The organism is Viridibacillus arenosi (assembly GCF_001955655.1).
In the GTDB taxonomy this organism is placed as follows: domain Bacteria; phylum Bacillota; class Bacilli; order Bacillales_A; family Planococcaceae; genus Viridibacillus; species Viridibacillus arenosi.
Genome location: NZ_MSPW01000002.1, coordinates 396,765 through 423,042, shown reverse-complemented (window position 1 = coordinate 423,042; position 26,278 = coordinate 396,765). Strand labels below are relative to the sequence as shown.

At 36.8% G+C, this 26,278-nt stretch carries 24 protein-coding genes; 1 reads left to right on the top strand and 23 read right to left on the bottom strand.

All coding sequences use genetic code 11. The annotated features are described in order from the left end of the window. Positions 1 to 11: 11 nt before the first annotated feature. The 6 genes from BK137_RS05905 to BK137_RS05880 are packed head-to-tail and all read right to left on the bottom strand — an operon-like array spanning position 12 to position 5,587. Positions 12 to 1,196 (bottom strand): acetyl-CoA C-acetyltransferase, encoded by a 1,185-nt coding sequence (locus tag BK137_RS05905; RefSeq protein WP_412104692.1) that lies wholly within the window; start codon positions 1,194 to 1,196, stop codon positions 12 to 14. A gap of 28 nt (positions 1,197 to 1,224) precedes the next feature. After that, on the bottom strand, positions 1,225 to 1,968 hold the full coding sequence (locus BK137_RS05900) for a 3-hydroxybutyrate dehydrogenase (protein ID WP_051448767.1): 744 nt from the start codon (positions 1,966 to 1,968) through the stop codon (positions 1,225 to 1,227). Then, positions 1,968 to 2,930: a 3-hydroxyacyl-CoA dehydrogenase family protein gene (locus BK137_RS05895; protein ID WP_038187005.1), complete on the bottom strand. Its 963-nt coding sequence runs from the start codon at positions 2,928 to 2,930 to the stop codon at positions 1,968 to 1,970. Before BK137_RS05895 ends, BK137_RS05900 begins: the two co-directional genes overlap by 1 nt. A gap of 17 nt (positions 2,931 to 2,947) precedes the next feature. Continuing rightward, positions 2,948 to 4,255 carry a GntP family permease gene (locus BK137_RS05890; RefSeq protein ID WP_038187007.1) on the bottom strand — a complete coding sequence of 436 codons (1,308 nt, stop codon included), beginning with the start codon at positions 4,253 to 4,255 and terminating at the stop codon, positions 2,948 to 2,950. Positions 4,256 to 4,266: 11 nt separating this feature from the next. Further along, on the bottom strand, positions 4,267 to 4,914 hold the full coding sequence (locus tag BK137_RS05885) for a CoA-transferase (RefSeq protein WP_038187011.1): 648 nt from the start codon (positions 4,912 to 4,914) through the stop codon (positions 4,267 to 4,269). Further along, the gene (locus BK137_RS05880; RefSeq protein ID WP_412104693.1) at positions 4,901 to 5,587 is read right to left on the bottom strand and encodes a CoA transferase subunit A; all 687 of its coding nucleotides are present in this window, start codon (positions 5,585 to 5,587) and stop codon (positions 4,901 to 4,903) included. Before BK137_RS05880 ends, BK137_RS05885 begins: the two co-directional genes overlap by 14 nt. A 122-nt stretch (positions 5,588 to 5,709) precedes the next feature. Between BK137_RS05880 and BK137_RS05875 the strand changes: the two genes are divergently transcribed. Further along, positions 5,710 to 6,351: a TetR/AcrR family transcriptional regulator gene (locus BK137_RS05875; protein WP_038187028.1), complete on the top strand. Its 642-nt coding sequence runs from the start codon at positions 5,710 to 5,712 to the stop codon at positions 6,349 to 6,351. A 144-nt stretch (positions 6,352 to 6,495) separates the two neighbouring features. Here the strand turns inward: BK137_RS05875 and recO are convergent, their stop codons facing one another. The 17 genes from recO to BK137_RS05790 all read right to left on the bottom strand — a co-directional run bounded on the left by recO (position 6,496) and on the right by BK137_RS05790 (position 26,270). Next, positions 6,496 to 7,314 (bottom strand): DNA repair protein RecO, encoded by an 819-nt coding sequence (gene recO / locus BK137_RS05870; protein WP_038187060.1) that lies wholly within the window; start codon positions 7,312 to 7,314, stop codon positions 6,496 to 6,498. A 19-nt stretch (positions 7,315 to 7,333) separates the two neighbouring features. Beyond that, positions 7,334 to 8,245 (bottom strand): GTPase Era, encoded by a 912-nt coding sequence (era, locus tag BK137_RS05865; RefSeq protein ID WP_038187062.1) that lies wholly within the window; start codon positions 8,243 to 8,245, stop codon positions 7,334 to 7,336. Beyond that, complete coding sequence (locus BK137_RS05860; protein WP_038187064.1) at positions 8,232 to 8,639, bottom strand: cytidine deaminase; 408 nt, start codon at positions 8,637 to 8,639, stop codon at positions 8,232 to 8,234. The genes era and BK137_RS05860 overlap by 14 nt, the downstream gene beginning before the upstream one ends. A 23-nt stretch (positions 8,640 to 8,662) precedes the next feature. Continuing rightward, entirely contained in the window at positions 8,663 to 9,016 is a 354-nt protein-coding gene (locus tag BK137_RS05855; protein ID WP_038188237.1) for a diacylglycerol kinase family protein, read from the bottom strand. After that, positions 9,003 to 9,491, bottom strand: a complete 489-nt coding sequence (gene ybeY / locus BK137_RS05850; protein ID WP_038187067.1) for an rRNA maturation RNase YbeY — start codon at positions 9,489 to 9,491, stop codon at positions 9,003 to 9,005. The genes BK137_RS05855 and ybeY overlap by 14 nt, the downstream gene beginning before the upstream one ends. Before the next feature lie 17 nt (positions 9,492 to 9,508). Further along, complete coding sequence (locus BK137_RS05845; RefSeq protein WP_038187069.1) at positions 9,509 to 11,638, bottom strand: HD family phosphohydrolase; 2,130 nt, start codon at positions 11,636 to 11,638, stop codon at positions 9,509 to 9,511. 191 nt (positions 11,639 to 11,829) lie between these two features. Then, positions 11,830 to 12,786, bottom strand: a complete 957-nt coding sequence (locus BK137_RS05840; RefSeq protein ID WP_038187073.1) for a PhoH family protein — start codon at positions 12,784 to 12,786, stop codon at positions 11,830 to 11,832. Between the two features lie 2 nt (positions 12,787 to 12,788). Continuing rightward, positions 12,789 to 13,913 carry a sporulation protein YqfD gene (locus BK137_RS05835; protein WP_038187076.1) on the bottom strand — a complete coding sequence of 375 codons (1,125 nt, stop codon included), beginning with the start codon at positions 13,911 to 13,913 and terminating at the stop codon, positions 12,789 to 12,791. 1 nt (position 13,914) lies between these two features. After that, complete coding sequence (locus tag BK137_RS05830; RefSeq protein WP_038187079.1) at positions 13,915 to 14,157, bottom strand: hypothetical protein; 243 nt, start codon at positions 14,155 to 14,157, stop codon at positions 13,915 to 13,917. Between the two features lie 50 nt (positions 14,158 to 14,207). Continuing rightward, positions 14,208 to 14,687: a hypothetical protein gene (locus BK137_RS05825; protein WP_038187082.1), complete on the bottom strand. Its 480-nt coding sequence runs from the start codon at positions 14,685 to 14,687 to the stop codon at positions 14,208 to 14,210. 34 nt (positions 14,688 to 14,721) lie between these two features. Then, on the bottom strand, positions 14,722 to 15,726 hold the full coding sequence (gene floA / locus BK137_RS05820; protein WP_038187085.1) for a flotillin-like protein FloA: 1,005 nt from the start codon (positions 15,724 to 15,726) through the stop codon (positions 14,722 to 14,724). 20 nt (positions 15,727 to 15,746) lie between these two features. Further along, on the bottom strand, positions 15,747 to 17,060 hold the full coding sequence (locus BK137_RS05815) for an NfeD family protein (RefSeq protein WP_038187087.1): 1,314 nt from the start codon (positions 17,058 to 17,060) through the stop codon (positions 15,747 to 15,749). 119 nt (positions 17,061 to 17,179) lie between these two features. After that, positions 17,180 to 19,171 (bottom strand): ABC1 kinase family protein, encoded by a 1,992-nt coding sequence (locus tag BK137_RS05810; protein ID WP_038187090.1) that lies wholly within the window; start codon positions 19,169 to 19,171, stop codon positions 17,180 to 17,182. Positions 19,172 to 19,316: 145 nt separating this feature from the next. Then, positions 19,317 to 21,374, bottom strand: coding sequence for a bifunctional rhamnulose-1-phosphate aldolase/short-chain dehydrogenase (locus BK137_RS05805; RefSeq protein WP_038187092.1), 2,058 nt, complete (start codon positions 21,372 to 21,374; stop codon positions 19,317 to 19,319). Beyond that, a complete protein-coding gene (locus BK137_RS05800) occupies positions 21,343 to 23,025 on the bottom strand; it encodes a ribulokinase (protein WP_038187100.1) in 1,683 nt (560 codons plus the stop codon). The genes BK137_RS05805 and BK137_RS05800 overlap by 32 nt, the downstream gene beginning before the upstream one ends. A 14-nt stretch (positions 23,026 to 23,039) precedes the next feature. Continuing rightward, a complete protein-coding gene (locus tag BK137_RS05795; RefSeq protein ID WP_038187103.1) occupies positions 23,040 to 24,824 on the bottom strand; it encodes an L-fucose isomerase in 1,785 nt (594 codons plus the stop codon). Positions 24,825 to 24,836: 12 nt separating this feature from the next. Further along, on the bottom strand, positions 24,837 to 26,270 hold the full coding sequence (locus tag BK137_RS05790) for a rhamnulokinase (protein WP_038187105.1): 1,434 nt from the start codon (positions 26,268 to 26,270) through the stop codon (positions 24,837 to 24,839). Positions 26,271 to 26,278: the final 8 nt, after the last annotated feature.

The window sequence follows — 26,278 nt, the reverse complement described above, 5'->3', positions numbered from 1 at the left end:
AACCCCCATAATTAATAGTTTGGATTTTCCAATATAATTGCAATGCCTTGCCCACCACCAATACATAAACTCGCAACACCATATCGAACATTTCTTTTATTCATTTCAACTGCTAACGAATAACTAATGCGCGCTCCACTAGCTCCAACTGGATGGCCTAGTGCTACAGCACCACCATTGACGTTCACCTTTTCTTCATCGATTTCAAGTTCTTTCACGACTGCTAAAGACTGCGCTGCAAATGCTTCATTCAATTCAAACAAGTCAATTTGATTAATTTCTAACTTTGCTTTTTGTAATGCTTTTCGAATCGCTGGTACTGGCCCAATTCCCATATATTTAGGATCTACACCAGCTATCCCCCAAGAAACAATTTTCGCTAATGGTTGTAATTTATTCTTTTCTAAGTAATCACTTGATACAACTAAAACAGAAGCAGCACCATCATTAATACCACTGGCATTTCCTGCTGTCACGGTTCCAGTTTCTTTGAAGGCTGGATTAAGTTTTCCTAATCTTTCAGCAGAAATGTCAGTACGAATATGCTCATCTTGATTAATAATAATTTCTTTGCCTTTTTTTCCTTTTAGCACAACTGGAACAATTTCTTCTGCAAAGCGGCCACTTTCACGAGCGATAGATGCCTTTTTGTGTGAGTTCATAGAGAAAGCATCTTGTTCTTCTCTAGTAATTCCATACTTATCCGCTAGATTTTCAGCCGTCATTCCCATGCCACAACCTGCATATTGATCATATAATGTCTCCCAAAGCATGTCGTCAATTTCAGGTGCTTTATTAGGAGAACCAAAACGAGTGCCCCGTAATACATGAGGTGCTAAACTCATATTTTCAGTCCCCCCTGCAATAGCTGCATCGGTTTCACCTAAAATAATATTTTTCGCAGCAGAAACTATTGCCTGTAGACCAGAACCACATAGACGATTAACTGTCAATGCTGTTGAATACTCTGTCATCCCGCTCTTTAACCCAATATGTCTTGCTAAATATGCGGAATTACTCGTTGTATGAATAATATTCCCAAAAATAATTTCGTCGATAGATTCTACCTCTACTCCACTACGTTTTATCGTTTCTTTAACTGTTGCTACCGCTAAGTCTATATCACTAGTATTTTTAAATGAGCCGCCAAATGTTCCAAATGCTGTTCTAGAACCGTTTAAAATATATGCTTCCATTTTCATCACTCCCCATAATGATTTAAATTTACATACCACCAGAAATATTTAAATTTTCCCCTGTAATACCTGAAGCTTCATTTGATGATAAGAAGTAAACACCATCGGCAATTTCTTCTGTGCTTATGAATCGTTTCATCGCTTGCTTTGGATACATAATTTCAGCTAATGCTTCAGCTTCAGTCATCCCTTTACCTTCTAAATCTTGTATTTGTTTTACTAGCAATGGCGTTTTTACTGGTCCAGGTAAAACAGCGTTGGCTGTAATACCAAATTCAGCACCTTCTAATGCAGTTACTCTTGTCAGACCAATTACACCGTGTTTTGCTGCAACATAAGCGACTTTTTCAGGTGTAGCCATTTCTCCATGTACAGAGGAAATATTCACTATACGTCCATACTGTTGCTCTTTCATATAAGGAATAGCATGCTTAGTCATAAGAAAAGACCCAGTAAGCATGACATTAATTAATAAATCCCACTGTTCTGTTGGGAAGTTTTCAATTTTTTCACGATATTGTAATCCTGCATTATTTACCAGAACATCTACATTCCCTCTAGAAGCGACTTGCTGTAATGCTTCACGAACTGAATCTTCATTTGTCACATCAAGTACTATCGCTTTCACTTGATTACTATATTGATTTTGTAATTCTAATACTCTATCTAAATGGAGATCTGCTGCAAATACAAAATCTCCTTGGTCAACAAATTTTTTCACCATCGCTTGTCCAAGTCCACCTGCAGCTCCAGTAATAATAATATTTCTCATTATTTTACCTCCAATGATTTAATACCCAAATGAGGGTTTGTATTTAACAAATGGCGTACTAAAGATTCATCGCGCTCTACTACATACCTATCGACACCTTTTCCAGGATACTCAAAGAAACCCTTTCCTGACTTCACACCAATATTCCCAGCTTGTACACGATCTTTAATGACACAAAAATCTCGTACAGAAGATTCGACTTTCGGTTGTAATTGATCTAACACTATATTCCAAATATCTAGTCCACCAAAATCGATAATTTTTAATAACCCACTTGATGAAAAACGGAAACCTAGACCAGCAAATAAGGCTGTCTCTAAATCCTCTTTACTAACTACTCCATCTTCTAATAATGCTAAAGCTTCTCTTGCTAATGCGACTTGAATACGGTTTGCCACTAAACCTGCAACTTCTCGTTTCACTTCAATCGTCACTTTATTTTGACTTTCTAAAAATGTTTTAACATCTGTATATACTTTTTCATCTGTTTCATTATTTTTTAACATCTCTACAAGTGGTACTATATGAGCGGGATTGAAGAAATGTGTTAACAACACTTTGCTTCTATGTTTTTCAACATGAACGACAATATCTGATAATCGTAAACTTGATGTATTAGATGCTAATATTGTATTTTCTGAGCAAATATTATCTAGTTCTTTAAAAATAGCTTGTTTTACTTCCAAATTCTCACTAGCCGTTTCGATGATTAAATGACAATCTTTTAAATCCATTAAGCTAGTAGTTAGTTGAACATTTTTATATACTTCTTCATTTGTCAATGTAATGTCGAAACCTTGTCTGCGAAAAATATCCAAATACGTGTCAAATTTATTCATAGTAACTTGCAATATCTCTTCAGACAAATCATTTAAAATAACTTTCGTACCATTGATAGCAAATTGAAAAGCAATACCAAATCCCATCGTTCCTGCACCTATTATCCCTACTGTTTTAATCATATGAAACACACTCCTTTTTAATAGAATAAGATTGCTACAATCAAAGCCGGAATACTTGCCAAAAGTGGCGCAATGACCGAAGTTGCAAATATATGCTTATATGCATCTTTATGGGTTAATTTAGAAACAACTAAAATTGTAATAACTGCACCATTATGTGGTAATGAATCTAAACCACCAGACGCTATCGCTGCAATTCGGTGTATTGCATCAGGGTTAACGCCCATATCTAGATAAACCTTTGATAGCGCTTCCATTGCTATCGCTAAACCACCAGAAGATGAACCTGTTATACCCGCTAATGCTGTAGTAGCTATGAATAATGAAATCAATGGACTACCCGGAATATTAGTCATGGCATCCGTGAAGAAAGCAAAGCCTGTTGTTGCAGCTATAACTGCACCATAACCGACATCTGCACTAGTGTTAATTATCGGTAGTACAGCTGATGTTGCCCCAAGATTTAGAGTATCTCGTTTCACTTCGATGTACTTCCAAAATAGAACAACAGAAGTTACTACAGCAATCATTAATGTATATACAATTTCAAGCTTTATAATATTTAATAAGAACAACAGAAGAATTGGAGGTAAAACACTTAGTATAATACTTGGTAATTTTTTATCGACATATATATCTACAATTTGTTCTTCGCTATGATCAGGGTTTTTCATATTCAAATATGTTTCTTGTCGTTTCTCAGATCTTTTTAAAACAAATTTCATGTACCATAGGTTAATGGCAATAACAAATACAGTTGCTACTAAACCTATAGCGGCCCCAGATGTAACTGTAGTACCTAAATATTTTGTAGGAATGATATTTTGAATAGACGGTGTTCCTGGCAACATTGTCATTGTAAAAGTGCCAATTCCAGTAAAGAATGCTGGTATAAATAGATGCCAAGGAATCTCAAGTTCTTTAAATAAAGGTTTAGCGATTGGTAACACAGCAAAAATGACAACAAATAAGCTAATTCCACCGTATGTTAAAAAAGCACAGATTAGCATAATTGAAACCAAAACTTTCATTTTGCTATTTTTACCTAAAATACGAAGTAAAGCCTCAGCAATTTTTCGTGCTGCTCCACTATCATCCATTAGCTTGCCAAACATAGCGGCGAACAAGAAAATAAGGTAATAGTTCTTAACATAATTAACAAAACCACCCATATATTCAGTTTGGTAGGTTTCCAAAATAGGCATTTGATTGCATACCATCACAAACAGACTTACCACTGGAGCTATAATAATGATACTAAAGCCTCGAAGTGCTAAAATAATTAATAATATCAGTGAAACAATAATAGTGATTAAACTCCACATGTAAACACCTCCTATTTAGCTATCTCGACTTCATATAATAATGGTAATCCAACCTTTTCAATTAACGCCTCAATAGTTAAGTCTCCGTATAAATCAACAACTTTTACACCTTCCGAAGTAAACATAAATGTTGCATACTCCGAAACAAACAAATCTACTTTTCTTTCACCGCTAGATTCATAAGTAAGTTGATCTACTAATTTTGAAGAGCCGTCTTTTGCAAATAAAGTTGATGCAACTATTACCTTCTTAGCACCTGCAACCAAATCCATAGCTCCTCCAACACCCAAAATTGGTTGGTTAGGAACTGCCCAGTTAGCAATTTCACCACTTTTATCTATTTGTAATATTCCTAATATTGCGACATTTAAATGCCCACCTCTAATCATTCCAAATGAATCTGCACTATCAAAAAATGAGGCGCCTTTCGTAATAGATACTGGTGTCTTACCGGCATCGATTAGATCAATATCTACGGCATTCTCTTCAGGAGGGGGTCCCATTCCAATAAGCCCATTTTCTGATTGTAGATATACTTTCTTTCCTTCTAAAAATGAGGAGACTAAAGTCGGAATACCTACTCCGAGGTTTACTACATCACCTGCTTCAAGCTCTTGAGCTATGCGTTTTGCAATAATTTCTCGTTTATTTAACTTCAACGTACTCACTCCCTTCTTTTATGTAAGTACTTTGAACAACATAATCAACATAGATATGTGGTGTAACGATATGCTCAGGGTCTAACTCACCTACTTCTACAATTTCATCTACCTCTGCAATGACAAAATCGGCTGCAGTTGCCATCACTGGATTAAAATTACGTGCAGTTGTATGATATACCAAATTTCCAAGTCTATCGGCTTTAGCTGCTTTTATGAGAGCTACATCTCCTCTAATGCCCTTTTCAAATACATAACGTTGCCCATCTATTTCACGAATTTCTTTATCTTTTGTTAGTGCTGTACCAACTGCTGTCTTTGTATAAAAACCACCAATTCCTGCACCACCACAACGAATTGCCTCTGCTAAGGTTCCCTGTGGTAAAAGTTCTATTTCTAGTTCTCCTTTAGACCAAGCCATCACAGCTTCTTTATTTATAGTAAAGAAAGAGCCAATCGCTTTTTTAATTTTTCCTTCCATAAAAACCTTATGAAGTCCCATACCACTATCCCCAAGATTATTACTAACTATTTCTAAGTTCTCAATGTCAGTATGCAATACTTGATCTAACACACTTAATGGTGTTCCAGAAATACCAAATCCACCTACAAGAATTCTCATATCGCTCTTTAAAATATGACGTATCTCCTCTAATGAAACTATTGTTCCCATCATTCACCCTCCTTTTATAGTAATAATTATATCTAGTTCAATTTATTGGAATAAAATACTAGACTGTGGTCTAATATTAATACACAGAATTTCTATAGTCAATCGCGAATGGGAGAGAAAAAATGAATAAAAAAGAGAATAAACAACTTAGAGGAGTAATAACAAGAGAAAAAATTTTAACCACTGCATTAGAATTATTTAAAAAAAGAGGATACAATAAAGTAACTGTTGATGAAATTATTCTAGCAAGCGAAACTTCAAAAGGTTCTTTTTATCAACATTTCCCTTCTAAAGCTTCTATTTTTTTATATCAATTTTCAAAAGCGGATGAATATTATACTGAAATATCAAAAAATATTCAAAATGATCTTTTAGAATTAACAAAAATTGAATATTTTTCTCTTGAGGTATTAGATTTTTTAGATAAAGACATGGGAAAAGAATTAATGAGAGTTATATACAGTTCAGCGATTGAATCAAATGAACATACTTTCTTCATTAATGCAAATCGACCGTTATTTAAAATAATAAGAACATATATTGAAAAAGCATTCTCCAACAATGAAATTAAGAATGGTTATTCTCTAGACGAAGTATATACTACTTTAATTCAAGGAATTATGGGAATTATCTATCATTGGGGTATAAATGATAATATCACTTCTTTAAAACAAGTCGGGCAACCATTGCTTTCTGCTATAATAATAGGTTTCAAAACACCTTCTAATATAATTACTTCTACAGAAGAAAAACCTTCTTACTAATCAGTCTCTCGATTGAGTCGAGTTTTCTTTTCAAAGTAAGACTTTAGCTTAGTTATCATATTACTAGTATGAATATTTTCATCTCGTAATAAAACAGGGAACAAAATTATTATTATTTAAGTAAAACAAAAACCCACAAACTGACTAATCTTCGTCAGCTTGTGGGTTTTCTGTTTCTTCGGTTGCTTCTTTTTTAGATTCGAAATTAGCTCCGAATAATTGAGGTGCTCTTTCAAGCTGCTCAATAAATGATTTTGACTTTAAACGCATGCCCGTTTGTTCTTCATAAATCGTTGTACTAATTTTTTTTATAAACTTTTTTGTTTCTTTCTTAAGCGTCAGCTTCCCTATTTTTTCAATAGGTACACTATAAAACATTCTGATAAGCTTTAACTGAGTTGGTGTTAGGCGTATTATATACGGATCTTGGTGGAAGCATCGATGACAAAGGAAGCCCCCTTGCGTAAAAGAAAAAGCAAATTCTCCATCAACAGCACTACAACTTGCACATTCATGCAATATTGGTTGTACACCAGTAAAAGGAAGCATTTTCCATTCAACAAACAATGCGATAGCTTCAGGGTCGTAACCTTCTTCAATGGCACGTAATGCTTGCACTAACACTTCAAAAGCATAAGGCTCCGCTTTTTCTGATTCAATTAAACGATCGACAAGTTCAACTGCATAACTTGCATAAGCGGTTGCTACAATATCTTCACGAATATGACGCATCGACTCAAGAGGTTCGCCTTGTTGCACAGTGCCCATACCACGTCCTTGTTGAATTAAAAAGGAACCATATGTGAATGGTTGCGTAACTGAAGCTAAACGACTAGATGGTTTTTTCGCACCGCGAGCCATCGCCGTTACCTTTCCAGCTTCTCGCGTCATAAACGTGACTATTTTATTGGTCTCGCCATATGGTTGTGTTTTTAAGACAATGCCTTCCCATTTATTCAGCAATTGTCTTCACATCCCTAACTTAATATTCGTCTTCTCTGAAACCAAAGTCACGTAATTGAGAAGATTTGTTACGCCAGTCTTTTTGTACTTTGACCCAAAGTTCTAAGTATACTTTACTGCCTAAAAGCATCTCAATGTCTTTACGTGCGCGGATTCCAACTTCTTTCAATAGGGCACCTCGTTTACCGATGACAATCCCTTTTTGTGAATCACGTTCTACAATAATTGTAGCCATTACACGAATCATATCTTTATCTTCATCTTTTGCAATTTTGTCCACTTGTACTGCAATTGAATGTGGAATCTCTTCACGTGTTAAGTGCAACACTTTTTCACGTACTAACTCTGAAATAATGAAGCGCTCAGGATGGTCTGTTACTTGGTCAGCTGGGTAATATTGAGGGCCTTCAGGTAAATAATTTTCGATAGTTTCAAGCAAACGATCAACATTATTACCATCAAGAGCAGAAATTGGAATAATCTCAGCAAAATCATATTCAGCTTTATAATCTTCAATTGTGTGCAATAAGTTATCAGGGTGCACTTGGTCAATTTTATTGATTACTAAGAAGACAGGTGTCTTATTGCCTTCAAGCATTTCTAAAATGAACTGATCCCCTTTGCCTAACTTTTGAGTTGCGTTAACCATGAACATAATGACATCAACTTCTCGCAAAGTGTTTTTAGACACTTTTAACATGAATTCTCCCAATTTATGTTTTGGTTTATGAATTCCTGGTGTATCGATGAAAACCATTTGGCTATTATCTTGTGTTAAAACACCTTGTACTTTGTTTCGTGTTGTTTGTGGTTTATCACTCATAATGGCGATTTTCTGACCGATAACACGGTTTAGAAACGTTGATTTACCTACGTTTGGTCTACCAATAATTGAAATAAAGCCTGATTTGAATTGATTATTTTCCTGCATTCCTTAAATCCTCCGGTGTAAAGGCACCTGGTAAAAGTTCACGAACTGTTGTCTCTTGAACATCGCCTTTTAAATTTGTTAAGTAAACTGGCATATCTGGTGCGCAAAATTCAGCAATAACTTGGCGACATGCTCCACATGGTGAGCATGGCCCTTCTGTATCTGCAACAACAGCTAGCGCAGTAAATTCTTTTTCGCCTTCTGAAACAGCCTTGAAAATGGCAGTACGCTCTGCACAGTTCGTCATACTGTAACTCGCATTTTCAATATTGCATCCACGGTAAACTTTACCGTCTTTTGTTAGTAGAGATGCACCGACTTTAAATTTTGAATAAGGGACATGGGCATTTTCGCGTCCTAGTTTTGACTCTTCCATTAATTGATGTTTGTCCATTAGAATCACCTCATGTAAATTAATTAATTCATCCACTTAGGCAAAAAGATGAGTATCCCGATTATAGCACTTGCACAAGCAAATACAAGTACGGCACCTGCAGCCAGATCTTTTGACTGTTTGGCAAGAGGGTGTATTTCTGTTGTAGTAAGATCCACTACTCTCTCAATTGCCGTATTAATCATTTCAAGGGTCAGCATAATAGCAATGACAATAATAATCACTAACCATTCCATTAGCGATAATCCAGTTAGCAAACCCGCGCTAATAACAACAACTGCCGCTAACAAATGGAAACGGAAGTTCTGTTCTCTAAATGCATATAATATCCCTTGAAACGCATATTGAAATGATTTTAAAAATTTACTGACGTTCATTAGCATCACGGCTTAGGCCGTATGATTCAAGAATTTCATCTTGTTTGCCGAACATTACTTTTTCATCTTCAGGCACTATATGGTCATAGCCAAGCAAATGTAAAAAGCCATGTACAGCTAAAAATCCTAATTCTCGTTCAAATGAATGTCCGTATTCATCCGCTTGTTCTTTTGTACGATCGATTGAAATAATAATATCACCTAAAATACGCGGCATACCTTCAGCAATAATTTCCACTTCGCCTTCTCCCATTTCTTCAAGGGCAAATGAAATGACATCTGTTGGCGCATCTTTTTGGCGATATTGTCGGTTAATTTCATGAATTGCTTCATTTGTTACAAACGTCACGGATAATTCTGTTTCATCTTCAATATTTTCAACTGTCGCAGCGTGTTGTAGTAATTTTTCTACTAGCTCGATATCAGAATCCTTTACTTTGGATGTTTCATCTAAAAAATCAATGTTTAAACTCATATAGTTGCCTCCTAGGCTTATTTTGGCTTCGGATATTCGATACGTGAATGGAAGATACCATTTAGCGTTTCACAAAAAACTGCTTCAATCTTTTTTAATTCCCGTACGGAAAGATCGCATTCATCAAATTGTCCATCCTGTAATTTATCTTGTGCAATGGCATGAACCAGCTTTTGAATTTTCTCAGCATTTGGTTCTTTCATCGAACGAACAGCAGCCTCTACGCTGTCCGCTACACTTATTATAGCAACTTCTTTCGTTTGTGGCTTCGGTCCAGGGTAACGATAATTAGATTCAATTACAGCCGGATTTTTTTCCTTCTCTTTATAATAAAAGAATTTCAAAAGACTTGTCCCATGATGTTGTCTTGCAATGTCTATAATTTCTTTTGGCATTTTATGAGCTTCTAACATCTTAGCTCCATCTTCAGCATGCGCGATAATAATATCTCGACTCGTTTCTGCTGGCAGGCTATCATGAGGATTGATCGCCCCTATTTGATTTTCAACGAAAAATCCCGGCCTTTTTGTCTTTCCAATATCATGATAATAGCAACCAACTCTTGCAAGCAAGCCATCTGCTCCAATAGCTTCACAGGCAGCATCAGCAAGGTTTGCAACCATCACACTGTGATGATAAGTACCAGGTGTTTCTACTAAAATCTTTTTTAATAATGGATGATTTGGGCTTGATAACTCTATTAATCTAAAGGATGACAGAATACCGAATGCCGATTCGATAAACGGTAATATCCCTAATGTAAGTGCACCTGACAATAAGGCAGAAACTATGGATGCGACTAAATAATACGCAAGTTCGGTCATACCATATGTAGATTGAGTCAATAGTAAATAAAATCCAATAAAAGTTGCATTAACTAAAGCAATACCCATACTTGTTTGTAAAATACGCGAACGTTTTTCAATCCCTTTATTGAAAAATAAACTACTTAACCCACCGAAAATAATATATAAAGATACTTCCATTTGAATTACAGTAGCGTAACCCTCTTGGAAAATGACGCCTGCTGCAACCCCTGTCATAATCGTAATGATGATTGCGATACGCTCATTAACTAGTAACCTAATAAGCATAGGTGCCATCGCTACAGGGTAAAGAAACCCTATCATTACTTCGAATTCGTTCTTGATGAGACTCAGCAATTCCATCACGACAATAGATAGCAAATATATTGTCACTGTAATGATTAAATCACGGACTTTTGTTTTTTCTTCGGTTTTCCAATTACGGAAAAGAGCAAAAAAGAATGCCATCTGTAAAGTGATCAATAAGAATAATCCTAATATCGGCTTACTTGATGTATGATCAGCAAGCATCCCTGCTAACTCTAATTCTCGGAAAACATCACGATCGATCACTTGTCCTTCTTGTACAATAATTTGACCTTGTAATATACGTGTTGGATCAACACTAGCCTTTGCTTGTTCAATTTGTTCCTTTGTTAAATCTGGATTTTCCTTTTCAGTTTCTGTTATAGAGAACCTTCCAATTGAAACGAGTGTTGCTCGAATTTCTTCTGGAAATTCAGGTTTTTCTCTAATTTCTTTATCAATTTTCGCCTTTATTTCTGCTACATGATCAGTTCGAATAGGTTCAGATAGCTGCTTCTTCACAAGTTCTGTTAACTCATCACGCGTTATTCGCAAAGAATCATTATCTTGTTCAAGTAATGCTGTCAATTCTTGATCAGTAAACCGAAGTCCTTGACCATCTGTTTTTAAAGCGTTTAATTTTTCTCGTAGTTCTGCTACACGATCTTGCATAACAGCTTCTTTTTCTTTTTTAGTTTTTCCTTCTTCAATTGAAGTCTTCACTTCTAAAACATAATCAAAAATGGACTTAATCATTGATGCACGATTTTTCGCAATCTCTTCAGAATATTGATAGACAGGCTTAACCGCACTAGCTGCTTGCTCTCTATCTTCCTCGGTTTTTACGGTGTCCTCCACTGTCTTCATCGAACGTATCGTATCCGGCGATAATTGAAAAAGTTTTAAGTCGAAATGTTCGCCCCTCACATTCCCGAGCATCAGTGAAAATTGCAAAATGCCCGTGACAGTTAATATGACGGCAAGTAATACCGGAAAACGAAAGTACTGCATTAGCTTTTTTAAAAAAGCATCCATACAGCCACCTCCTATCTATAGACTATCATATCAACAATTGACATTTTTTTCACAAAAAATATAACGGATTTCGCTATAAATAATAATAAATTTATAAATAATTAATAATACCAACACAAAATCGACACGAAAATATTTATACAAAAATAAAACGCAACACCCATAAAATGAGTATTGCGTCATTTAGTTCACTATTGCTCTTCTTCATAAGCTTGTATAATTTTTGCTACAAGTGGATGACGAACCACATCCGCTTGTTCAAGAATTTGAAAATGGATATCCTTCACATTCTGTAAAGTTTGTTCAGCATTTGTTAGCCCTGATATTGCACCTTTTGGTAGGTCAATTTGGGTTTTATCGCCTGTAATAACCATTTTCGATCCAAAGCCAAGACGTGTTAAGAACATCTTCATTTGTGCTTTTGTTGTATTTTGAGCTTCGTCTAAAATAACAAAGGCATCATCTAACGTACGTCCACGCATATAAGCTAGTGGCGCAATTTCAATCGTACCTCGGTCAATTAGTCGTGTCGTTTGTTCAGCGCCCAAAATATCATGAAGTGCATCATATAAAGGACGTAGATACGGGTCGACTTTTTCTTTTAAATCGCCCGGCAAGAAACCTAGACTTTCTCCAGCTTCTACTGCAGGACGTGTTAAAATAATTCGTTTCACATTGCCGTTCTTTAGTGCTTGTGTAGCCATTACTACAGCTAAGTACGTTTTCCCTGTTCCTGCAGGTCCGATACAAAATGTTAAATCACGGTGTCTAATTGCTTGAATGTATTCACGTTGACCAATCGTTTTGGCCCGAATCATCTTCCCTTTTGTATTACGGGCGATGACTTCATCATAAAGTTCTGCAAAATACTCAATTGTACCGTTTTTAGCCATTTCAACTGCTGTAGCAACGTCGCGTTGATTGATATTGATTCCCTTACGAATAACTTTTAATAATTGTTCTAATAATTTCGTTGCATCGTCTTTTTGGCTTTCATTACCGACAATATGAATTGTTTCGCCACGCGTAATGATTTGCACATTAAAAGCCGTTTCAATCAATTTCATATTTACATCTGATATACCTAAAAGCATTACCGCTTCGTTAGGATCTTGCACGTTTAATTGGGTTGGTTGTTGTTCTAGCATGCTCAATCTCCTTGATAAATCGCTTGTTTAACTGCAATGTTTTCATTTACCAAAAACAATACTTTCCCTTTTACTGTATCATTATCAATAGCAACCTGCAAAAGTTTTTCCCGTTTCATAACTGTTTTAGATGGCAATTCATTGACATATTTTTGATGAAGTAGTGGCAACAGTACCTTTTCAACCGATTTCTCATCTAATACAAGTTCTCTTGTTATACCTTGCTGTGTGACAGATAAGTCAACATACTTGGCTAACCATTTAGGTAATTTTACTGTTTGCCAGTCACCGTCCTTTTTTTTCTTGTCCTTTTTCCACTTCAACTCATAGTGTCGTTCACCTGGTACCTCATATTCAATCTTTTTTGGTAGCGAGAACGACGCCTCAATCCAGTAGTCCGCAAATACCTCTCCTTCAGCCCCGTAGACGATTTCTTTCTCACCTTGTTTTAATATACCGGTGACGAGCAAATCACCCTTATAAACGGCCTTATTCTCCTCTACAACGCGTTCACCTTTCGTTAAATTAAAATGCGTTATGACACCACTCTTTTTAGCTATTAAGTGGCTAGGTTGTTCTTTTTTTTCATTTTCAATATCTAGCTTAGGCGAAGGGATTGATGAAAAGGTGAGATGACTTCCTTGCTGATTAATATGCACCCAAGATAAATCTCGCTGATCTTGTAAAATTTGCTGTCTAATCACTGTTTCGTCAGGTAACTTACGCTTAAGAAATGGCGGTGAAATTTGCAATATATATAAACTCTTTTGCAGCTCTTCCTCCTGCTCTGGAGTGGATGCATCGATATCTACAGACCAAATAAATTGTGAGGCGCATAATGGGACGAGAAATAACAATAATAATCCTATATGCACGATCCACTCATTACGTAAAATAACTTCCTCGTCTAGCCAGTCTATTGTAATTCTCATATGATACTTGCGTCTGAGTTTACGAATCATTGGTAAATGCTTCCGAGTTGTTTGGAATGTAACATAATTTTTTGTCGTTTTCACTTTCTTTAGAGGAATGTTCGCCTTTGCTAATGCCCTTAAAAATCCAGGTAGGCGATCATTTTGCGTCACTTCTAACTCCAGTTTACGATTATTCCATCCATGCCTTTGCAAATTAACTCTCCTGCCATTTTTCAATTGTCATTTTTTCTAATTGATTCAATTTCAAAGCTACCAGCTCGTCCTTTAGCACTTGGATTTGCAGCTCTTTCGCTTCGATATGAATGATAAACTCTTCGTGCAAAAATTCCACTTGCTTCTCAGAAATCTTTTGAATTGTAATTTTCCCTCTTAACTGGATCGTTTGGAAGTTTTCAATTTCGATAAGAGGCAGTAGCTGAAATAGCCGTTTCGACATACAAAAACCCCCTTCTCTATAGCATATGCAAAGAGAGCGGGGGTCATGTATTAGCGTTTCGATTTTGGTGGACCTAATATTTCGGCCATTATAATTGATTGCGCTAATTGATTTTTTGTTTTTGGAAAATTAAACGTACTATTTTCAGTTTGTTTCACTTTTTTCTGAATTTCTGCTCCGCGAGACATAGCAGGACGGGTCGATCTTGAGTTTTCAAAACTACGTGTACCCTCTGAAACACTGCTTCTCTCTAATATAGGTGCAACTTTTTCTTCGATAATTTCTTTCGCTTTTTCAACTTCAGCTTTCGGTTGTTCACCAAATTTGTTTTCAAGATCACGGAAAACTTCTTTCGCGTAATCTTCTAAACTACGCGTTTGACCTGTTCTTTGTGGCATCGGTTTACGGTGTTCCGAATGCTGAGATCTTTGAACGGGTCCCTTATTTGGTGCTTGCTTATTCCCTGACTTTTTGTCCTTGAAAAAAGCACTTATGATAGCTGATATTATGAACAGGATGATTACTTCCAATGGAAGTGCCTCCCTCCTAATGGTTGACGATTACTTATTGATTGTCATTGGTGTTATCATGTGAGTCTTGATTAATTTTACTAATTGAATCACGCATGCTTGTATCAGCCTGCACGTTTTTGTAGTTCATATAATCCATAATACCAATATTACCGGTACGTAGTGCTTCCGCCATTGCTAAAGGAACTTCAGCTTCTGCTTCTACTACTTTCGCTTTCATTTCTTGCACTTTAGCAACCATTTCTTGTTCGTTGGCTACAGCCATTGCACGACGTTCTTCTGCTTTTGCTTGTGCGATATTTTTGTCAGCTTGCGCTTGCTCAATTTGAAGTTCTGCACCAATATTTTTGCCGACATCAACGTCTGCAATATCAATCGAAAGAATTTCAAACGCTGTACCAGAGTCTAATCCTTTTGATAATACTGTTTGAGAAATTGAATCTGGATTTTCTAATACTGTTGAATGGTTTTTAGAGCTACCAATTGTACTAACAATACCTTCACCTACACGGGCAACGATTGTTTCTTCACCAGCACCACCAACAAGACGTTCGATATTCGCACGCACTGTAATACGAGCTTTCGCTTTAACTTCAATACCATTCATTGCTACACCCGCGATAAATGGTGTTTCAATTACTTTCGGGTTAACCGACATTTGGACAGCTTCTAACACGTCACGACCTGCAAGATCGATTGCTGCACAGCGTTCAAAAGTTAACTCGATATTCGCACGATGTGCTGCGATTAACGCATTGACAACACGGTCTACGTTACCACCTGCAAGATAATGACTTTCTAATTGATTAATCGTTACTGGTAAACCAGCTTTATGTGCTTTAATTAATGGATTGACGATACGTGATGGAATAACTCGACGTAAACGCATACCAATTAAAGTGAAAATACTAACTCTTACCCCAGCCGCTAATGCCGAAATCCACAATGCTACAGGGACGAATGTAAATAGAACTGCCAATACTATAAATACGACTACAATAGCGATAATGGCTGTAATTGCACTACCTGTTAATGCCATGTAAAACTTCCTCCTTTAGTTTAGAGTACCTCTCTTACTACGATACGAGGCCCTTCAACTTTAATAATTATGACTGTTTTTCTTGCATCAATGTAACCGCCTTCAGAGACGACATCAATTCTTTCACCATCTAGCATAATCGCGCCAGCAGGTCTTAGAGGTGTTGAAGTTATAGCTTCTTTTCCAAGAAGCTCTAGACGATTTTTATTTGATACATAGCCACTCTCTGTATCTGTTGCGTCTTTTAACACCATTTTGTTAAGCATCGTCATTTTTTTACCGAAAAATTTCATTATGATCACCATTCCTATTACTGCTACTAACAGAGCCGTAAGAATTGAATAAGCCATGTTGGTCACATTAGCACCAGCTAATAATAGACTTAAAACTATTGCGCCAAAACCAATAATGCCACTAATACCACCTGGCAAGAAAAACTCCGCCACTATTAGTATAATCCCGACAATCAATAATATGATGGATTCATATCCGGCAAATCCAGCAACTAGATGGCCAAAGAAAAATAGAATGATGGATATAATACTCATAGTCCCTGCTACACCAAAGCCAGGTGAATATAACTCTATTACTAATCCTAAACTAGCAATTGATAAAAGTATAGGGACAATAATGGGATTAGTAATAAACCGTGCAATTTGCTCTGCCAAGGATTCATTTACATTTACAATCTCCGCACCATCTAAATCCGTTTTCTCAAGTAGTTCTTGAAACGAAGAAACAGTTCCTTCAGAATACCCAACTTTTAACGCTTCATTAGCAGTAAGTGTTAGTAAATTCCCTTCTGCCGCTCTAAACTCTGGTAAAGCATAGGATATATCGGCCATTGCTAGGGCATATTTAGGGTTGCGATTTGAGGTTTCTGCTGCTGCTTGCATTTGAGCTAGCCATGCACTATTTGCTTTTTGACCGGCCATATTACCATTAGAATCAATAACTGCCGCAGCCCCAATTGTTCCATTAGGCACCATATAAATTTCATCTGCATGCAATGCTATAAATGCACCTGCTGAATGAGCATCTTTATTTATAAATGCAATTGTTCTAACTGGTGTTTCATCCATGAGCTTTGCAATATCTCCTGCTGCATTGACAAATCCACCTGGTGTATGAATATCTAAAACAATTGCCTTGGCACCACTTTCTTCAGCTTCTTCAAAAGCTCTTTGTAAGAAAGCATACAAGCCTTTCTCAACTTCTTTTTCCACTGGCACATGATACACTTCTGTCTTAGCGAAAACAGAAGCTAATGGTAAAAGCAGCATGAATGACATGAGCATTAAAAATAACAAGCTAACCTTTTTAGATAGCTGCAACTTCACCCCACCTTTCTACTATGAAGTATGCCTAATTAATCTACGGTTGAACTACTAAAAGGTTTCAATTTTTTTTAATTTTATATCCACCATCTAATTGAAGGTGGATAACAAGATTCTTATAATGCGCGTTTTGAATTTCTAATTGCTTGAACAGACAATCTAACAAGTAACACCCCACTTAAAAATAAACCTAAAAATGACACCGTATTTAGATAAACGGCATAAGCAGTATTTATAAATTGTGAAATGGCTAAAAGAGCAACTGAGATAATCCCAAACGTAATACCGACCATTAATAAGATGAAAAGCGAGAACCATTGCGAGATGAACAAATTATTCTCCTTTCCTGAGAACATATCTAGCTTGACCTTCATCTCACCTTTTTCTAACCTTGTTGTAATATGGTCAATTTTTTTAGGCATCTGTTTGAGCATTGGTAACATCATAATCAGTTCTTGTTGTAAATGGTCTTTTAACTCTGTAGGGCTTGAAATCGTCACAAAGGATCGTTTATTCTTTGCCGTAAAACGCTTTGCTTCTGAGAACAAATCAAAAGTAGGGTCTACTCCATTAAGCGTACCCTCTAAAGTAATTAACGCGCGTAATGCTACACCTACCATTGGATAAAGCTTCAACTCATAATGCTGAATAATGGTAAATAACGTTTGTACAAGTTCCTCAGTTGATACTTTATCTAAATATTGTAATTGAATCAGTAGCTGACTTAATGCTTGTAATAATCCCTCTTCATCCATTCCGTTCGTATCCACAAGTAAATTCTTCAAACCTTCTAACACAATTTCTGGATCATTGCGTTCTATACCAATAAATAGCGTCCTTAATCCTTTTTGTTGCACCGGTCCTAGTCTACCGACTGCTCCGAAATCTAAAAACGCTGCCTTACCATTATTCATGACATATAAATTTCCTGGATGAGGATCTGCATGAAATACTCCTGCTATAAGTAACTGTTCTAAAAAACTATCATAAATCGAACTTAGTAATTCCTGGCTTTTTTCGTTTGTTTTTTCAAAACCTTGTTGGTAGTTATATATACTCACGCCATGTATGTACTCCAAGACGAGTAAATACTCATTGCTATATTTTTTATAAACATATGGAATTTTAACTTTGTTTTTGCTTTTAGAAAGTGCATTTGAAACTTGTTCCATATTGCGAACTTCCATTTCGAAATTAATCTCTTCAAGTAAACTATTAGCAAAGCCAGTCGCAAGCTGATGGAAACCTAAATTTTCAGCCCAAGTTGACTCTTCAACTAGCCAACTTGAAAAGTGCAATAAAATATCTAAGTCTTTTTGCATAACCGAAGTTATATTAGGTCTTAGTAATTTTACAACAACCTCTTTGCCATTCTCTCTCAAGATAGCCTTATGTACTTGACCTATGGAACCTGAAGCAATAGGCTGCATATTAAAACTACGAAATACTTCCGACATCGGCTTTGATAAATCTTGTTCCAGTCTCTTTTCTACTTGCTCAGCTGTCATTGGTTTAACGTTTTGCTGTAACGTAGATAACTCTTCTATAAAAACTGCAGGAAAAATATCTTTGCGTGCTGATAACACCTGACCGAATTTAATAAAAATACCACCGCATTCTTCTAGCATATTACGCAGTGCTATAGATAAATAGCGATCATTTTCATACGTACGCTTATACTTCAGTGCCTTTCCAATACCGTGTTTAAAAGCGATTCGAAATACTTCCACTAATCTCTTTTGTCTATGAAATCGACTGCGAAATCTTGTGACGATATTTTTCTGCCCTGTTAATCTTTCACCCTTCGCTCCTAGTTGAATAGGGTCAAAAAGTTCTAATATTAAATAAAATAACATTGCGATTAATAACATACTGCCGATCCACACCAGTGTACTGACATTTGTTACTGCTTGCACCATGTCTTCGTTTTTATAATCGGTGTGACGTAAATATGAATACCAATAAACAAACGTTGTGAAAGTTAAACTAAATACTGCTGATAAAATGCGCTTCATAAAATTCAATTTCGTACCGATCAAGCGACCACTGACAAAATAGATAATTAAACCGACTATTAAGAGTTGTAATACAGTCCAAATATAATGCATAGCTTCACCTACATATCTTGTATGATGTCTATTATTAAATCACAAATCGCCTCACGATAGCTTGTAAAGCACATCAAAAAATACGTTTTTTAAAAAAATAAAAAGCTAGCACATTCTTTTTTTGAATGATCTAGCTTTAAATTTTTTATCTAGTGAATGCTGCAGCTACTCCCCCATCAACAGTTACCATACATCCTGTTGTTTTTGCTGCTTTCTTCGATGCGAAAAAGGCAATTGCTTCAGCAATATCTATTGGATAAATATTCTCTTTTAATACTGTGCGATCCTTATAATGATTTTCTAGCTCATCTGGATGAATGTTGTAAGCCGCTGCACGTTCCTCACGCCACTTCGACCCCCAAATTGCAGATCCTTGTAGTACAGCATCTGGTAACACTGAATTAGCACGAATACCAAAGTCGCCACCCTCTGCTGCTATACAACGAGCTAAATGTACTTCTAACGCTTTTACAGAACTATACGCTGAAACGTTTTTACCTGCATAAACTGAGTTTTTAGAGCCAATAAAAATCATACTGCCCCCTAGTAACTGCTTTTTCATAATTGTAAACGCCTCGCGGGAAACTAAGAAATATCCCGTTCCTAATACATTCATATTAAGGTTCCATTCTTGTAAAGTTGTTTCCTCTAATGGACTAGAAGTTGCTAATCCAGCATTATTCACAAGAATATCTACGCCTCCATACTTCAAAACAGTTTGTTCGAATGCTTCTTTGATTTGGGTTTCATCCGTAACATCCATCACTACCGAAAATGCACGTCCTTCACCGTATTTCTGATTCAACTCTGATGCTACTTTCTCAGCACCTTCTTTATTTAGATCAGCAATTACGATATGTGCACCTTGAGAGGCAAGTAATCGGCATGTAGCACTACCAATTCCCCCTGCGCCTCCTGTAATTAAGGCCACGTGTCTTGAAAACTCGGCTTCCGCTTGTGCTAAACTCAGTTTATAAAGTTCTAATGGCCAATACTCAACGGCAAATGACTCTTCATCCGATAGTGAAGTAAATCCACCTATAGCATCTGCCCCTTTCATCACTGAAATTGCACGATGATACAAGGCCTGACTTAACTCGGCAGCTTGTATATCTTTCCCTGTTGTAATCATCCCAAGCCCGCGAATCAAAATTACTCTTGGAGATGGATTAAACATTTTGTCATCAGCATTTGCAAAGCGGTTAAAATACTCTTTGTATTCAGATTGATAAGCAGCAATCTTTTCTTGAATTACCACCTCTAAAGTATCTTCGTTGCCATCCCATTCAATAAATAACGGTACACGCTTCGTATGTACTAAATGGTCTGGGCATGCTGCTCCTACATTAGACAATGTCTCAATTTTCCGACTATTAACAAAGGTAAGGACCTCTTCAGACTGATCGATGCTTGTAATCACTTTTTCATATTTTGAAGCTATTCCACGTATACCAGGTAAAACCTTGCTTAGTAACCGTTGTCTAGTTTCCGCTTCTATAGGCTCTATAAGCTGCCCTCCAAATGGCTCCTGAGTGGCAGCAATTGAGTCGATATAAGCTTCTGCTTTGTTAATCACATCAATTGTTCTTGTATAGCTTTCTTCCGCGGTATTTCCCCATACAACCAAACCATGCTTTTCCATTAAAACAAGTTCGGCATTTAGGTTGTTTTGCACGCCTTCAGCAATTATTTTAGACAACAAAAATCCTGGTCTTAAATAAGGAACCCAAACAAAGCTATCTCCAAATATCTTTTTAGCTATCTCTTTACCATTAGGGGCACAGCATATGCTAATGATTGCATCTGGATGTGTATGGTCAATGTGCTTATATGGTAAAAAGGCATGTAAAAGTGTTTCAATAGAAGGTCTTGGTTGCTTTTTAGACAGCATACAATGCTCTAAGTACGCGACCATTTCTTCATCTGTCATTGCCTCTCGTTCAATTAGTTGTTGCATATCCGAAAGTTTTAAAGCTGTGAAGTTTTGATCACCCATAGTTGCTAGGTCAGATCCACTCCCTTTTACCCACATAACTTCTACTTCCTCACCCTTAAAATCTTTTGCCGTTGTTTTAAAGGAAGTATTTCCTCCCCCCCAGTTACATACACGTCGATCGCTTCCTAATAAATTGGAGCGGTATGTTAATTCCTCAACCTCATTGACAGCAGGTCTATTTAATTGACTCCATAAATTTTGCACCATTATTCATTTCCCTCCCCGTCTTTAATGTGTGTAAAGTTAAAAAATCATCATTGCTGCTAAAATAATGGCTAAGGTTTCTATATATGCCATATAGTTTGTTGTAGATCTTTTCATGTTTTTTATTCGGTGAATATTGTATATAATCTTTAAAACCTATCTTTTGAATTGCACTATTTAGAGAATACTTTTCATCAGCTTTGTCATGGGCTGCTGCTGCACCTAAAATAGCCGCTCCTAGAGCCGGTATTTGGTGATGATCAACAACTAAGATTTCCTTTTGTAAGACATCTGCATATATTTGCATAAGGAATGGATTCTTTTTTGGAATCCCACCAGTTACGACTATTTGATGAATGTCTATATTTTTTTCTTCGAATAAATCGACAATCACTTTTGTACCAAAAGCTGTTGCTTCAAGTAAGGTACGATATTTCTCGTGAGCTTCTGTTTGCAATGTTTCACCCACGAATACACTCGAAAAATTTGAATTAACATACGGTGTGCGATTTCCATTATGCCAATCAAGTGCTACCATCCCTGTTTCACCTACATCTAGTGTTTCCGCCTTTTCGTTTAATAACTGAAAGACAGTTAAATTTCTCTCATTCGATTCCTGTATATAATTTGTCGGTACTTGGTTTTTTATAAAACTTGCAAAAATATCTCCAACTGCTACTTGCCCTGCCTCATATGCATATAAACCCGGGAGAATACCATCTTCCACGACTCCTGAGATACCTGGTATAGTAATCTCTTGTTCACTTAATAGTAAATGGCAGCTAGATGTACCCATAACGATTTGGAGAATTCCAGGTTTATAGATGCCAGCTCCAGGTACTGCCGCATGCGCATCAATAATACTTGCACCAACAGCTGTATTTTCTGATAAGCCAAGTAAATTAGCAAAATAAGGTGTTAACGTTCCTGCAGAACAGCCTACTGAGATAATTTCACCTTTTAGTTGGCGGGTGTAGACGTCTGCTAAGCTCGGATGGATAGAATGAAGTATCTCTTTATCTAAATACCCATCTTTTTTTTGCCAAGTTCCTTTATATCCTGCAGAACAAGTACTTCTAGATACTTTCCCCGTTAATAGCGAAACAATCCAATCACCAGCTTCTAAAAAATAATCCATATTCTCAAAAAGGGCAGGTGTATCATTTGAAATCTCTAACAATTTTGGAAGTAACCACTCAGAAGAAATGACTCCACCATATTTTCCGAGATAAGGATGGTCGGCCAGCTTCTCAGTTATAAACTGCGCCTCTTTCTCTGCACTATGACTCTTCCACAACTTTGCAAATGCATGAGGTTGATCTACATACATCTCCTTATTACATAATGGAGTTAACTGCTGATCCACTGGTAAACAAGTACAGCTTGTAAAAGCGACGCCCATTCCCTTAATATTGTTAGGATCCACTTTCGTTTCTTTTAGTAAGGTCTTTATAGTTGCATTTAACACTTCTACATAGTCATTAGGATTTTGTAGCACCATGTTAGCTTTAATGGGTTTGCCATTTAATGATTTCGTCAAAACCCCATTTGGATAAGTCATTTCAGCTACTTTAATGATGTCTCCATTTTCACTATCCACTAAGACGGCTCTACCAGATTCTGAGCCAAAATCTATACCAATTACATAGTTCATCTTCAGCTCCTCCTTTATTTATAAAGAGGTCCAAAATTTTGACATGCTCTAAAATCTGCTTGTTCGCTTTCCTGTGTACCAAACATATTCCAAGCACTCGGTCTAAACAATTTATCATTAGCTACATTGTGCATGTTGACTGGAATACGAAGCATCGATGCTAATGTGATAAATTCGGCACCTACATGGCCGTATGTTAAAACACAATGGTTTGCTCCCCAATTATTCATCACTGAATACACATCTGTGAACGCACCTTCACCCGTAATATTTGGTACAAACCATGTCGTTGGCCAAGTTGGATCTGTACGAAGATCCAATGTATCGTGCATATCTTCTTCAAGCTCGACAGTATGACCTTCCGCTAGTTGCAACACTGGACCAAGCCCTTTGACATAATTTAATCGTGCAATCGTTACAGGCATTTCACCCTTTGTTGTAAAATCGGTCGAGTAACCACCGCCACGGAAATATTCTGTTGAAGCTGGTCTCCACTTTGTATTTTTTATACATTGTTCGATTTCTTCATCCGTTACTTCCCAGAATGGTTTAATCGCAGGCTTACCATCTATTTGTTGATGGCCAGTTCCATCGAGTGCTGCTGAACCTGAGTTAATCAGATGAATAAAACCATTTGCCGCTTTTCCAACCGGCTCTTTACCTGTCACACGTTTAACTGCTGAAGGACTCCAATACGTCCGGACATCTGCAAATACTTGTGCCGTATTCGTCAATAAATGCCCCAAAGCCATCGTTACCCCATTCAAACTATCATTTTCAGTTGCAAGTAGATAGGGTGCCCGCTTACCATTCCAATCAAATGACGAATTTAAAATCGTTTCCATAAAATCACCGTTAGGGAAATGATCTGTCCATTGACGTTGCCCTTGGAAACCTGCTATTAATGCATTTCTACCTAAAGCTTCTTCTTCCCAACCTTTTGCAGCAATTTTGTCATTACCAACCATTAAATCTTTCGTGATTAATGTCATTTTTATCGACGTTTCTAAATCCTTTGCTAACTGTTCATCTGTACGCTTAAACTCTTCTTTATTATTATCTTGACCGAAAATGAATTTTTCCTTAACCCATTTAAAAGCTCTATCGTATTCTTCTTCGTCAAAAATATTTAAATCCAATCTTCTAACAAACTCACTCATATCAATGTATTCGTTGCGCATACCTAAATACTCTTGGAAGAAATCATCCTTTACAATACTTCCTGCAATCCCCATAGACACAGAACCCATTGCTAAATACGATTTTCCTTTTAAGGTTGCAACTACTATTGCAGCCTTTGTAAATTTCAATAATTTTTGTTGTACATCTTTAGGAATCTCTGAATCTCCTGCATCTTGCACGTCTTCACCATATATGCCATAAGCCGGTAGCCCTTTTTGATTGTATGCAGCTAAGACTGCAGCTAGATACACTGCTCCGGGTCTTTCAGTTCCATTAAAACCCCAAACAGCTTTTGGGAGATGTGGATCCATGTCCATTGTTTCACTACCATAACACCAACATGGCGTGACAGTAATCGATATACCGACACCTTCTTTTTTAAACTTTTCTGCTGCTCTCGCTGCCTCTGCTACGCCTCCTATACAACTATCTGCGATGACGCATTCTACTGGTTGCCCATTATAGTAAGATAAATTTTCACTTAGCAACTTTGCTACAGCTTTAGCCATACCCATTGTTGTTTCCTCAAGTGATTCCCTTACCCCTCTTCTTCGCCCATCAATTGCTGGCCGAATGCCAATCTTAGGTAAATCTCCAATATATCTGTTACTCATCATTTCTATTACCTCCTAAATGAAAGTTTTATATTGTTCTAGTATCTCCTGCCAGCGTGCTTGATCCTGTGGTATAAATTCATCCGGATGAAATGAGCGTGAGACAAGATTTCTTCCTTCTTCTATCGAATTTAATTCTCCTAAAGCTCTTAACTGTGATAGACCATTACCAATTGAACTCGCTTCAATGGGCCCTGCCAATACAACCTTCCCTGTTGCATTGGCAATCAATTGACATAGTGTTTCGTTTTGAGCTCCACCTCCGCCAATATAAATTTCCGATGTAGGTTGAGATGATAATTGCTCTATGTTTTTAATCACTTTCGCATAACTAATAGCTACACTTTCAGTAAAGCAACGTACATATTCTCCAATTGTACTAGGTGTCTCTTGGGCCGTTTTCGCACAATACGTTTCGATTGCTAAGGTCATCGATTTAGGATTAAAGAATAGAGGATCTTCTGGATCGATAATTGTTTTAAAAGCTGCTGCTTCCAAAAATCCTTGACGCTCAATGTCATATGATACTTTCATTCCTGATGCATTCCATTCCTCACGCAACTTTTGTAAAATCCAAAAACCCATTCCATTCTTTTGAAAACGAATTGCTCCTTCACTCGTACCCTCATTAGTAAAGCCTGCTTCAAATGCAGCTAAACTAACTATCGGTTTGTCGACTTCTTTGCCAACTAAGCACCAAGTACCAATACTCATGAAAACAGCATTTCTACGATTTATTGGCAATGCTGATAATGCACAAGCTGTATCATGACCTGGTACTAAAGCCATTTTTATTGACGGAAAATCTAGTACATTTCCTATCATTTGATGTGGCATTTCAATGGATGCTAAAGGTAGTTGTTGTTGAAAAACAAGTTGCATAAGTCCTTCATCCCATTGCTTGCTCTCATGATTCACTAACTGTGACGTAGAAGATATAGAATACTCGTTTAACGCTACATTCGATAATCCGTACAACAATAAATTAGGCATCATCAAGATAGACTTACAATGCTCTCTATAGTTAGGGGATTTTTCGTAAATAGCCATAAGTTGAAATAGGGTATTAATAGTGGAGATTTCATTTCCTGTTTTTTTAAATAACTCAAAAGGATCTATTAGTTGTTTCAACTTCTGAAGCTGTGGCTCAGAATGTGTATCTCTATATGAAAAGGGCAATGATAACAGTGCATACTCGTTATTTAGTAAGCCTATATCGACACCCCATGTATCGATACCAACTGAAGCAGCTGGAAAATCAACCTTTTGCAAACCCGTTTTTAATTCCTTTATAAGTGCAGGGTAATCCCAATAATAATGGCCTTGAACTATTTGTGGCTTATTGTTAAATCTGTGAATCTCCTTAATAGAAATCGTATTACCATCAAATTTTCCAGCTATTAATCTTCCACTTGAAGAGCCTAAGTCATATGCAAGAACTGTAGTCATAAACAATC

What these genes read in the sequence shown, in the direction of transcription:
- BK137_RS05905 (WP_412104692.1), bottom strand. Translation starts at nt 1,196, where the DNA reads ATGGAAGCATATATTTTAAACGGTTCTAGAACAGCATTTGGAACATTT.
- BK137_RS05900 (WP_051448767.1), bottom strand. Translation starts at nt 1,968, where the DNA reads ATGAGAAATATTATTATTACTGGAGCTGCAGGTGGACTTGGACAAGCG.
- BK137_RS05895 (WP_038187005.1), bottom strand. Translation starts at nt 2,930, where the DNA reads ATGATTAAAACAGTAGGGATAATAGGTGCAGGAACGATGGGATTTGGT.
- BK137_RS05890 (WP_038187007.1), bottom strand. Translation starts at nt 4,255, where the DNA reads ATGTGGAGTTTAATCACTATTATTGTTTCACTGATATTATTAATTATT.
- BK137_RS05880 (WP_412104693.1), bottom strand. Translation starts at nt 5,587, where the DNA reads ATGGGAACAATAGTTTCATTAGAGGAGATACGTCATATTTTAAAGAGC.
- BK137_RS05875 (WP_038187028.1), top strand. Translation starts at nt 5,710, where the DNA reads ATGAATAAAAAAGAGAATAAACAACTTAGAGGAGTAATAACAAGAGAA.
- era (WP_038187062.1), bottom strand. Translation starts at nt 8,245, where the DNA reads ATGCAGGAAAATAATCAATTCAAATCAGGCTTTATTTCAATTATTGGT.
- BK137_RS05860 (WP_038187064.1), bottom strand. Translation starts at nt 8,639, where the DNA reads ATGGACAAACATCAATTAATGGAAGAGTCAAAACTAGGACGCGAAAAT.
- BK137_RS05855 (WP_038188237.1), bottom strand. Translation starts at nt 9,016, where the DNA reads ATGAACGTCAGTAAATTTTTAAAATCATTTCAATATGCGTTTCAAGGG.
- ybeY (WP_038187067.1), bottom strand. Translation starts at nt 9,491, where the DNA reads ATGAGTTTAAACATTGATTTTTTAGATGAAACATCCAAAGTAAAGGAT.
- BK137_RS05845 (WP_038187069.1), bottom strand. Translation starts at nt 11,638, where the DNA reads ATGGATGCTTTTTTAAAAAAGCTAATGCAGTACTTTCGTTTTCCGGTA.
- BK137_RS05840 (WP_038187073.1), bottom strand. Translation starts at nt 12,786, where the DNA reads ATGCTAGAACAACAACCAACCCAATTAAACGTGCAAGATCCTAACGAA.
- BK137_RS05830 (WP_038187079.1), bottom strand. Translation starts at nt 14,157, where the DNA reads ATGTCGAAACGGCTATTTCAGCTACTGCCTCTTATCGAAATTGAAAAC.
- floA (WP_038187085.1), bottom strand. Translation starts at nt 15,726, where the DNA reads ATGGCATTAACAGGTAGTGCAATTACAGCCATTATCGCTATTGTAGTC.
- BK137_RS05810 (WP_038187090.1), bottom strand. Translation starts at nt 19,171, where the DNA reads ATGCATTATATTTGGACTGTATTACAACTCTTAATAGTCGGTTTAATT.
- BK137_RS05805 (WP_038187092.1), bottom strand. Translation starts at nt 21,374, where the DNA reads ATGGTGCAAAATTTATGGAGTCAATTAAATAGACCTGCTGTCAATGAG.
- BK137_RS05800 (WP_038187100.1), bottom strand. Translation starts at nt 23,025, where the DNA reads ATGAACTATGTAATTGGTATAGATTTTGGCTCAGAATCTGGTAGAGCC.
- BK137_RS05795 (WP_038187103.1), bottom strand. Translation starts at nt 24,824, where the DNA reads ATGATGAGTAACAGATATATTGGAGATTTACCTAAGATTGGCATTCGG.
- BK137_RS05790 (WP_038187105.1), bottom strand. Translation starts at nt 26,270, where the DNA reads ATGACTACAGTTCTTGCATATGACTTAGGCTCTTCAAGTGGAAGATTA.